Origin of the sequence: uncultured Campylobacter sp. (assembly GCF_963517995.1) — a bacterium.
Classification (GTDB): domain Bacteria; phylum Campylobacterota; class Campylobacteria; order Campylobacterales; family Campylobacteraceae; genus Campylobacter_A.
This window is the reverse complement of the sequence record NZ_CAUQHQ010000097.1, coordinates 1-8,331: the sequence shown is the minus strand read 5'-3', so window position 1 is coordinate 8,331 and position 8,331 is coordinate 1. Positions and strand designations below refer to the sequence as shown.

The 8,331-nt window shown below is 46.9% G+C and carries 12 protein-coding genes; 10 read left to right on the top strand and 2 right to left on the bottom strand.

The genetic code is table 11. From position 1 onward, the window contains the following. From RYL88_RS09490 to RYL88_RS09445, 10 genes are all read left to right on the top strand, one after another. On the top strand, positions 1 to 646 hold a 646-nt coding region (locus RYL88_RS09490; protein ID WP_314990869.1), incomplete at its 5' end, for a hypothetical protein. 81 nt (positions 647 to 727) lie between these two features. Then, positions 728 to 1,126, top strand: coding sequence for a hypothetical protein (locus tag RYL88_RS09485; RefSeq protein ID WP_314990867.1), 399 nt, complete (start codon positions 728 to 730; stop codon positions 1,124 to 1,126). Then, entirely contained in the window at positions 1,110 to 1,361 is a 252-nt protein-coding gene (locus tag RYL88_RS09480) for a hypothetical protein (protein WP_314990865.1), read from the top strand. The genes RYL88_RS09485 and RYL88_RS09480 overlap by 17 nt, the downstream gene beginning before the upstream one ends. 92 nt (positions 1,362 to 1,453) lie before the next feature. Further along, entirely contained in the window at positions 1,454 to 1,822 is a 369-nt protein-coding gene (locus RYL88_RS09475; RefSeq protein ID WP_314990863.1) for a phage holin family protein, read from the top strand. Between the two features lie 3 nt (positions 1,823 to 1,825). Further along, positions 1,826 to 2,380 carry a putative peptidoglycan-binding domain-containing protein gene (locus RYL88_RS09470; RefSeq protein ID WP_314990861.1) on the top strand — a complete coding sequence of 185 codons (555 nt, stop codon included), beginning with the start codon at positions 1,826 to 1,828 and terminating at the stop codon, positions 2,378 to 2,380. A 1-nt stretch (position 2,381) separates the two neighbouring features. Continuing rightward, positions 2,382 to 3,842: a hypothetical protein gene (locus RYL88_RS09465; RefSeq protein ID WP_314990859.1), complete on the top strand. Its 1,461-nt coding sequence runs from the start codon at positions 2,382 to 2,384 to the stop codon at positions 3,840 to 3,842. Between the two features lie 8 nt (positions 3,843 to 3,850). After that, a complete protein-coding gene (locus RYL88_RS09460) occupies positions 3,851 to 4,276 on the top strand; it encodes a hypothetical protein (protein ID WP_314990858.1) in 426 nt (141 codons plus the stop codon). After that, positions 4,273 to 4,524, top strand: a complete 252-nt coding sequence (locus tag RYL88_RS09455; protein WP_314990856.1) for a hypothetical protein — start codon at positions 4,273 to 4,275, stop codon at positions 4,522 to 4,524. The genes RYL88_RS09460 and RYL88_RS09455 overlap by 4 nt, the downstream gene beginning before the upstream one ends. Next, complete coding sequence (locus RYL88_RS09450; RefSeq protein ID WP_314990854.1) at positions 4,521 to 5,135, top strand: hypothetical protein; 615 nt, start codon at positions 4,521 to 4,523, stop codon at positions 5,133 to 5,135. The genes RYL88_RS09455 and RYL88_RS09450 overlap by 4 nt, the downstream gene beginning before the upstream one ends. Then, the gene (locus tag RYL88_RS09445) at positions 5,132 to 6,760 is read left to right on the top strand and encodes a hypothetical protein (protein WP_314990852.1); all 1,629 of its coding nucleotides are present in this window, start codon (positions 5,132 to 5,134) and stop codon (positions 6,758 to 6,760) included. Before RYL88_RS09450 ends, RYL88_RS09445 begins: the two co-directional genes overlap by 4 nt. 26 nt (positions 6,761 to 6,786) lie before the next feature. Here the strand turns inward: RYL88_RS09445 and RYL88_RS09440 are convergent, their stop codons facing one another. Together RYL88_RS09440 and RYL88_RS09435 are read right to left on the bottom strand one after the other, a co-directional pair. Then, positions 6,787 to 7,659 (bottom strand): site-specific integrase, encoded by an 873-nt coding sequence (locus RYL88_RS09440; RefSeq protein ID WP_314990851.1) that lies wholly within the window; start codon positions 7,657 to 7,659, stop codon positions 6,787 to 6,789. Then, entirely contained in the window at positions 7,656 to 8,279 is a 624-nt protein-coding gene (locus RYL88_RS09435) for a hypothetical protein (protein ID WP_314990850.1), read from the bottom strand. Before RYL88_RS09435 ends, RYL88_RS09440 begins: the two co-directional genes overlap by 4 nt. Positions 8,280 to 8,331: the final 52 nt, after the last annotated feature.

The window sequence follows — 8,331 nt, the reverse complement described above, 5'->3', positions numbered from 1 at the left end:
GCTAACTCTATCGGCGAGAGTAAAATCAAATACGGATACTAAAATGAACCTAACCATAAAACAAAAACTAACCGTAGCGCGTAATTTTGCAGTTGAAATTCCTATCGAGATTTTGCACTTTTTAGTAGTGCCTTTTGCGCTGCTAGCCTGCGACGAAAAGAGCGAAAATTTGCCTAGATGGGCGGCGTGGTTTGATGATCCCGACTACGGCATCAACGGAGACGACGGCTGGAGAAACGAACATTTCCCAAACGGCAAGAATAGGACGTATTGGGCTAGACTATGCTGGCTATACCGCAACCGCATAGGAAATTTCAGCGCAAAGTATCTTGGCGTCAGAGTCGAGGACATAGACGCAAACACGGTGCGCACTCAAGGCGATGTATTTGCAACATACAACAAAGGGCAAAAGAATACCTTTTGCCTCGTCACTTGCAAGATGAAAGACGGGCGCGAGCGTTTCGGCTACTACCGCGAGATCAGATACGGCAAATCAAAATGGTATTGCCGTATATACCTTGGCTGGAAACTTATGGATGTTGTCGGTATGCGGCAGGATAACAAGGCCGAGTATATGGACGAGAACGATAAAAAGGTACTCCAGACGGTTTGGGCGGTAAATCCGTTTAAAAGGATAAAACAATGAGCTCGGCTGTCAAATTTGCAATTATCGCGACGGTTATTTTGGTCGTCGTGCTTGCCGCAAAAATGCTAAAGGGGGCGTGAAATGGGTTTTCTAAACGTGAAATTTCTAGTTTCCGTCGGCGTCGTGATCGTGATAGCTTTAGGCGGCGCCGGGATTGAGATATGGCGGCTAAACGGCGCGCTAAATAGCGCAAAAGCCGAAACGCAAGACGTCAAAGACAAGCTGGAAAAAGCGGAAATGCAACTAGCTTTGAAAGAAGCGGCTATCCAAGTAGCAGCGGCAAGGTTAGGCGAGTGCAATACGCGCATAGATTTTCAAAACGAGAAAATCAAGGCGCTGTCCGTAAAGCCGCCCGACATCGTAAAGACGCAGGAGCGCGTAGTGACGAAGTTTCAAAAAATAGAAGTACCCGTTAAAGACGCGCAGTGCGAAAAGAAACTCAAATTTTACGAGGAGCTGGTAAATGAAGCAGGCAAATAAAGCCGTAATGGTAGCTATTTGTGCGCTATTTTTTGGCGGGTGCGCAAGAGATCCGCAAATCATCACAAAAACAGTCTATCAAGAAGTTAGAACGCCCGTTGCGTGTCTTGCGAAAATGCCGGAAAAGCCAAAATTCGAGGCGAACGACCCGCAAAGCGCACGCGAGCTAATGGAGTATTTCAAAACCTGCGAGGAACTTTTAAAGGGGTGCGTAGATGAGCGAGCTGGTAATTAAAGCTAGAAAATTTTGGCTAAGTAAAAAGGCTATTATCGAGATCGTTTTGTCAATCTTGCTAATGTGGCTAGTCACGATGTAAGAGGACAATAATGGACAACGTAATAGAGGAGATAGGGCTTTATTTTTGGGTTATTTTGGTGGGGCTAGTAGGCGGACTGCTAAATCTAGCAAATAGCAAGAAAAAGGGCGCGCAAAGGCTCATAAACGCGTTAGTAGGTACGGCAAGCTCGATGTTTGTATGCTGGCTAGCCTACGAAGCTACGTTTTACTTTACGCAAGCGCCGAAGTTTTCGCTAGCAGTGGGCGGGTTTTTCGCTTGGCGCGGCGCGGAGTGGGCGACTGCGATGATAGATAAAGCCGTAGAGAAAAAGATTGACGGGCTAAACGACAAGAGCTACGACTATGACGACTACGGCGGAAGTTTTAGACGCGAAAATTTTGACGATACGAAAGGATAGTAAATGGCAAATTTTAATGATGGATTTCAAATTCTGATGAGGCTAGAATTTTCTAAGCCCGAGGATGCGCTTGACAGAAACCCAACAGAAAAGGGGTGGACGTTTATGGGGATTTATCAAGACGCCCACCCGCACTGGAAAGGCTGGGACGAGATATTAGGCGCGGTCGCATACGGCGGCGACATCGAGAAAATATCGCGCGCGCTATACGCTAGCGAGAGCTTGCGCGCTGAAGTGCGTAGATTTTACAAAGAGGCATACTGGGATAGGATGAGACTTGACGAAGTCGCTAGCCAAGTCAAAGCGAACGAGATGTTTATTTTTGGCGTGAATGTAGATGTGAGACCTGCCGTAAGAGTCACACAGCAGTTGGTGGGCGTGGTAAATGACGGTATTGTCGGCGAACAAACGCTAGCGGCGATAAACCGCTTTGACGAGGCAAAATTTGACAAAGAATTCGACAGAGCCGAGCTTCAATACTACAACGGCCTGATTGAAAAAAATCCAAAGTTTAGGATTTACGCCAATGGGTGGAGAAATAGAGCGTTGGCGGTGTAGTATGAACTTATACTACGACAAAACCTTTATCATAGATAGCGCTTTTACCTTGCAGACGGCGTACACTGGCGAAAACGGCGAGGAGATAAGATTTAACCCCGAGTACGACGACGTATTCGTTGCTTTTACGAATATCGAAAACGACGTCGGGTTTTACGTCACGGGCGTAGGCGCGATCAGGGGTAATGAAATTTTAGTGCGATGCGGTAGCGAAATATGGCAAAACGCGCCTAGCGGGTTTTTCAAAAACGACATCAGCGACATATACGGCTACGGCGGCGTTTGGCACGCGTATAGCGTATGGATAAGAAACAAAAATAACGACAAATACTGCGTTTTACGCGGTAAAGCGAAATTAGTAAAAGGAGCGGATATGAGGGCTAATTTGGTGCCTGATTATTGGGCGGTGCGTCCAAATACGGGCGGCAACGGCGGAAATAACGGGGGGAATAATAATAGCGGCGGTGCGGGCGGCGGAAGCGGCGGAGACGTAAATGTATGGGATCACCTAACCGAGCTTGAAAAGATTATCGAGGATTACCTAAAAAAGGAGTACACCTTTGATAACGTTAATTTACGCGATAAGCTCAAAGGCGTCATTAAGGACATAAAAGAGCTAAAAACCGAGGTAAAAGCCGTAAACGACAAGATACAAGCTATCGTTACAAATAAGGACGTCGCCGTAACCACGGACAACGAAGCGTTAGCTCAGGCTATCAAACAGATAAACGCGAAATTCGGCGAGATAACGTCTAGCATAAACGAATTAAAACAAAGCTACGCTAGCAAAGACGAGGCTTTGGTGCAAAAATTCGAGGAGTTAAAGGCTACTTTGCCTAACGCCGATAATCTCTCTACGCAGATAATGAGAAACGTGGAAACCAAGATAAATAGCGCCGTAGACGGAAAAACAAGCTCGATAACAAGCGATTTAAGTAGGCTAAGCGCGTCCGTAAGCGGACAGAATGTAAAAATAGACAATGCCTCGACTATCGCTACGCAAGCTAAAGACTACGCCGCGCGCGTAAAATCGGTCGTAACCGATAGCAGAGGAAGGATAACTGGCTGGAGCTACGGCGACGGCAGCAATCAGCAGTCTAAATTTGAGATAAACGCCGATAACTTCAGGATAACCGATAGCCTAAGGAGTTTGACGCCGTTTGAAATATCGGGCGGCAAGATTAAATTCGGCGCAGACGTAAGTTTCGACCAACTAAAGCAAACCAACACGATAATCAAAATAGAGCGATACGAAAATAACGCATCAAGCAACAAGACGATATACGCCAATTTCAGCTCAGGCTCGAATGCCTGCATAGTGCTTTGGGGAAATTCAGACGGCAGCAAAAGCGGGGTTAGCTTTTTAGGCCACAACGGTTACGGCAGTTTTCACGGCTCGTTCGTTATGCCGCCGAATACCGCGGCGATAATGCTTTATCTAAATCAAGAAGCCTTAAGATAGGAGGGCAAATGTATTATTACCTAGAAAAAGATACCAAAATCATCGTGGGGCAAGGCAGCGAAGAACACCCGCATTATTTTAGCGTGCTAGCCTCCGTAATAGATAATTTAGGCACAGATAACCCAATGGGGTATAAATTTGAAAACGGCTCTCTAAGTAAAAGCGCAGAAATGCTAGAAAGCGAACGCGACCGAGAAAGAACGCGCAAGCTCGTAAATTTGGAGATAGAAATCGGCAGTAAAATTTTCCCCGCGGACGAGGCGAGCCAAACAAGGATGATGATCGCTCTAAAATCGGCTGAAATATCAGGTATGCAAAGCGTAAAATTTCCGACCGTAAGCGGAGAACTAGTCGATGTGAGCGCGCAGGAGCTAAAACAGATGATAATCCTTTGCGCCCAAAAACTCAATGAAATTTTAGGCGGCGCAAAATGACGCCCGAACAAGAAGCCGCGCTAATAGCTGCGGTTAATTCGGCAAACGCCGCAATAGCCGCAGTGAGCGATAACGTAGCCGCCATAAATAGCAAAATAGCGGGGCTAGAGGCAAAATTTGAGGGGCTAAGCGCGGGCGTTAGCGGGGTTAAAAAAGACCTTGCCGCGCTATCTGAAAAAACGGACGACGATACTGATCTGATAAATTTCAAACTGACGCGGCTAAATAGAGAAAGAGCGATAAGATGAACTTCACGGACAAATACATAGCTAATTTTGGGGACTTGCTAACCGAAACTACGGCGGCGAATACCCCGTATCAAAAGACGCTAGAGTATCTAAACGAGCAATACGATAAGTACAACATCTCAAACGAACTCCGCGCTAAGCACATAAGCGAGCTGCTGGCAAATCTAACTATGGGCTACACCGCGCAGGCCATGGCGCAGGCGATGGAACTAACCTACCGCGAGCTAACCTTTAACGAGGAAATGAACGGGCTAAAAGAGCAGACCAAAAGCGCGCGGCTAAGGAACGAGGAACTAGAGCGAGGGATGAACGATAGGCTAACGGGACTAAAAAAACAAAATGAGCTGGTAGACGCGCAAATAAAAAAGCTAAAAGACGAGACCGAGCTGGCTAAAAGTCAAAAAGAGGCGATAGATAGGCAGGTAAAAGACAACCGAATAATCAAGGCTACATCTACGCTAGGCGGGTTTATCTCCGAAAACCAAGCGGGCGGAATGATAGTGCCTGCGGATATGACGAAGGTCTTTTTTGATATGCTTTCGGGGTTAGTCAAAGAGGATTTGCCGGGACTTGGCAAGCCTGCTAAATTCGATATGGAAAAAAGGAAGTGAACTACACTAACTTTGACTATCTAAACATTACTAACCCCGACACGGGCGGGGTTTACGACTTTATGGCGGGCGGGCTGTTTGATGGATATTACGCAGGCAGCTACGGCTATAACGCCTTAAATTTACCCACTCCCGATCTAAGAAGCTTTTTTATCAACCAAGCCTTTTCTTTGACGGCGGGGCTACTCGAACTAAACGAGGACTTTGCGGAATTCGTGCTAATGCCTATGCAGATTTTGATCTTGCGAGAGGACAAAGAAAGCGCGGCTAAACTAATATCAAGCGCGAGCGAGATAACGGCAAACAACGCAAAAGAGCGTAAAACGCAGATAAGGCAGAGCGAGCGGGGACAAAATCTAGGGCGAGGTATCGCGGGTACAGGCGATATAAATAAGAATTTTAGAGATTTTGCTCGCGAGATGGCTACCGATAGCGTCTTTGAGAAAGCCGCGCAAACTCTGGGGCGAACGTTTGGCGGAGTATTTGGTCAAATAGCGGCGGGTATGCTTTACGACGGGCTTGTAAACGGGGAATTTAATACCGCCAATATTGGCGAGGCGTTAATGGACGAGCTAAAAAATACGCTCACGCAAAGCGCGCTAAGCTATGGCTTGCGGGCGTTAGGCACGGCTCCGTCACTGCTAGGGACGTTTGGGCTAAGCCTTGCTATCGGCACGCTAGTAGATGAAATAACGGAAGTAATAGCGGGGCTTGATAATCATTTCGGATTTGGCGGGGAGTTGCAAGGATTTGATGCGTATGGTGCGCCGTATTACGATAGGGCGCTTGGATTTGGAGAATTTTTTAAGGAGAAATTCGGAATGCTAGATAGCCACGTTGAACTTGAAAACAAAAAAGGCGACGTAGTAGGGTATAGATTGCAAGATAAGAAATTCCTTTACGTCGATAAAGCAAGGCCGCCTAGCGTAGTAAGAACGGACGTAGTAGAAGTCGGCAGAATTTACGGCGCGCCTAGATTAGGATATAACCCACAATTTAATTTAGGCGTAGGACTTGGTTTTGGCGGCTTAAATTTCGGCTATACTAAACAGGAAAACTACGGCTGGGCGAGCGAACTAAGAGGTGCGCTAACCCAGAGCCTACAAGAGGTGCAAAATAGCTTTTCGTACCAACTAAATGCAACCGTAACCGCTCCTAGCGTAGACGTAAGCGCCGCTCTCGCGCAAGCTCTGCAAAACGCACAGACGAACATAAACGGCGACGGCGCGCAAACGTCAAATAAGACAAGCTCTATGGAGTGGGCGGAAAAAGCAAGAATGGCGCAATCAAGAGGCGGCAAGGGAATGGGTGGCATAAGTCCGTCGAAAAACAAAGCCGGCGGCTGGAGCTTTGCAAACACCAAGGCGGGCAACTGGACGGAAGCCGGCGGATTACTGGGTTTCGGCGGGGCAAAAACGGACCCTAATGCTCAAAAACAGCTAGCCGACGAAATAGGTAGGCAAAAGACCGCACAAGACGCGGCTAAAGGCGGGGCATCAGGCAAGGGGAAAAATCTAGGAGCAAAGACGGGCTACGGCAAAACGAGCCGCGGAGAGAAAAGCAGGCAAAGACAAGCCGAAAGAAACTCTGCCGGCAATAGGGGCGGTAGTCGAGGCAAAAAATAGGGCTCTGGCGGTGTAGGGGCTAAGGGTTAAAATACCCCTAGCCCCCTATCAATCTTTAAATGCTCATCTTTGATAAAGCGAGCATAGACCTTGATCGTCATGTCGAGGTTTGCGTGCCCTAGTATTTGAGAAACCCATTTCAAAGGGATTTCGCCCCTTGCGGCGCGCTCGACCATGTGGGTTGCGAATGTGTGGCGGGTGTGTCTGGCGCTTCGGTATGGGATACCGCATTCGGCTAGAAATCTACGCCACTTGCCGTTTCCAAACAGCGAAGTAGAGCCGAAAAGATGATCTCCTCTCTCCGAAAACACCCAGTCGCTCTCTCTTTGCAGCGCTAGCTCTTTGATATACGGCATCAGCAGCTCAAATATAGGCACAGTCCTATCCTCGCCCGTTTTTGTTTGGTTTTTGACCAGGCCGTCCACAAGACTTTTGTCGATACGAATCGTCATACTATCTAAATCTATATCGTCCCACTTTAGAGCCAAAATTTCGCAACACCGCGCTCCAGTGTAGAACGCAAAGGCTAGGTAGCTCTCAAGCCTGCCTGTAGCTTTTGACAGCATAGTTTCTATCTCGTCTTTTGTGAAAGGGTCTATCTTTGAAGAGGCTATCTTTGGCCGCTTTATTTTTGAAAAAGGGTTTTTCTCGATACTTCCTTTTTCAATGGCTTGCTCGCAGGCTCTGCTCCAACAAAGCACTACGCGCTTGATGGTGTTTGGCGATAGGTTTTTTTGCATAGCCGCAACCCATTTTTGAGTATCGGCCGACGTGATCTTTTCTACGTCTTTTGGCAGCTTCTCCGTGTGAGAGAAGCTACTTTTTTGTATCCTATACCGCTCAAGGCTGATTTGGCCGAGCGTTTCAAGGTAGTCTTGGGCTATTTCTGAGAGGGTCATTTTCTTGCCCATCGATAATCGTGATAAACTCCGCTTTTCATTTTTTCTTTTGACCCATTTTTGAAGTCAAGAAAAAAATCACTATTTTCATAAACAACGGTGGCGATCGCGCCATCTTCTATTCTTTCGAGAACGTCCCCCTCATAAAGCTCATGTTCTTTTTTCTCGCTGTCTTTCGCAACAAAGCCGGTGAAGCGCTTCCCGCTTCTTAAGGTTTCGAGATCAAAGCTTGATAGCCTGTCAAATCTTTCGATTAGCAAAAACTCCGTCATTTTCTCGCCTATCATTTCAATAGTAGCTTCGACCTTGTCGATTATCGATGCGTTGCTGTCGCGATCGAAAAGAGGCGTTTTTATCCCTCTTGCAAACGCTTCCGCGCGACTTACCCCTAATATGGAGGCGATTTCGTCCATAGATAGGTGAATTATTTTTGGCTCAACTACTTCGTTGTTGCCAAAATAGACATACCCATTTTTGGCTTTCGCAGCATCGGCACCAGAGACATTTGTTTTTTTGTTGTTGATGTATACGGAATACCCGCTTCTTTGGCTTCCGTATAGTTTATATGATTGATAGTCTTTCTCCCTAAGAAAAAGACCGAATGTTTCGAGATTTTCCATTTTATGTCCTTTATTTGATATAATAAAGGCTCCCGTTTGGGAGCACCTAGCG

Bases quoted from the DNA above. Each gene is read 5' to 3' on its own strand.
- RYL88_RS09485 (WP_314990867.1), top strand. From the start codon at position 728: ATGGGTTTTCTAAACGTGAAATTTCTAGTTTCCGTCGGCGTCGTGATC.
- RYL88_RS09480 (WP_314990865.1), top strand. From the start codon at position 1,110: ATGAAGCAGGCAAATAAAGCCGTAATGGTAGCTATTTGTGCGCTATTT.
- RYL88_RS09475 (WP_314990863.1), top strand. From the start codon at position 1,454: ATGGACAACGTAATAGAGGAGATAGGGCTTTATTTTTGGGTTATTTTG.
- RYL88_RS09470 (WP_314990861.1), top strand. From the start codon at position 1,826: ATGGCAAATTTTAATGATGGATTTCAAATTCTGATGAGGCTAGAATTT.
- RYL88_RS09465 (WP_314990859.1), top strand. From the start codon at position 2,382: ATGAACTTATACTACGACAAAACCTTTATCATAGATAGCGCTTTTACC.
- RYL88_RS09460 (WP_314990858.1), top strand. From the start codon at position 3,851: ATGTATTATTACCTAGAAAAAGATACCAAAATCATCGTGGGGCAAGGC.
- RYL88_RS09455 (WP_314990856.1), top strand. From the start codon at position 4,273: ATGACGCCCGAACAAGAAGCCGCGCTAATAGCTGCGGTTAATTCGGCA.
- RYL88_RS09450 (WP_314990854.1), top strand. From the start codon at position 4,521: ATGAACTTCACGGACAAATACATAGCTAATTTTGGGGACTTGCTAACC.
- RYL88_RS09440 (WP_314990851.1), bottom strand. From the start codon at position 7,659: ATGACCCTCTCAGAAATAGCCCAAGACTACCTTGAAACGCTCGGCCAA.
- RYL88_RS09435 (WP_314990850.1), bottom strand. From the start codon at position 8,279: ATGGAAAATCTCGAAACATTCGGTCTTTTTCTTAGGGAGAAAGACTAT.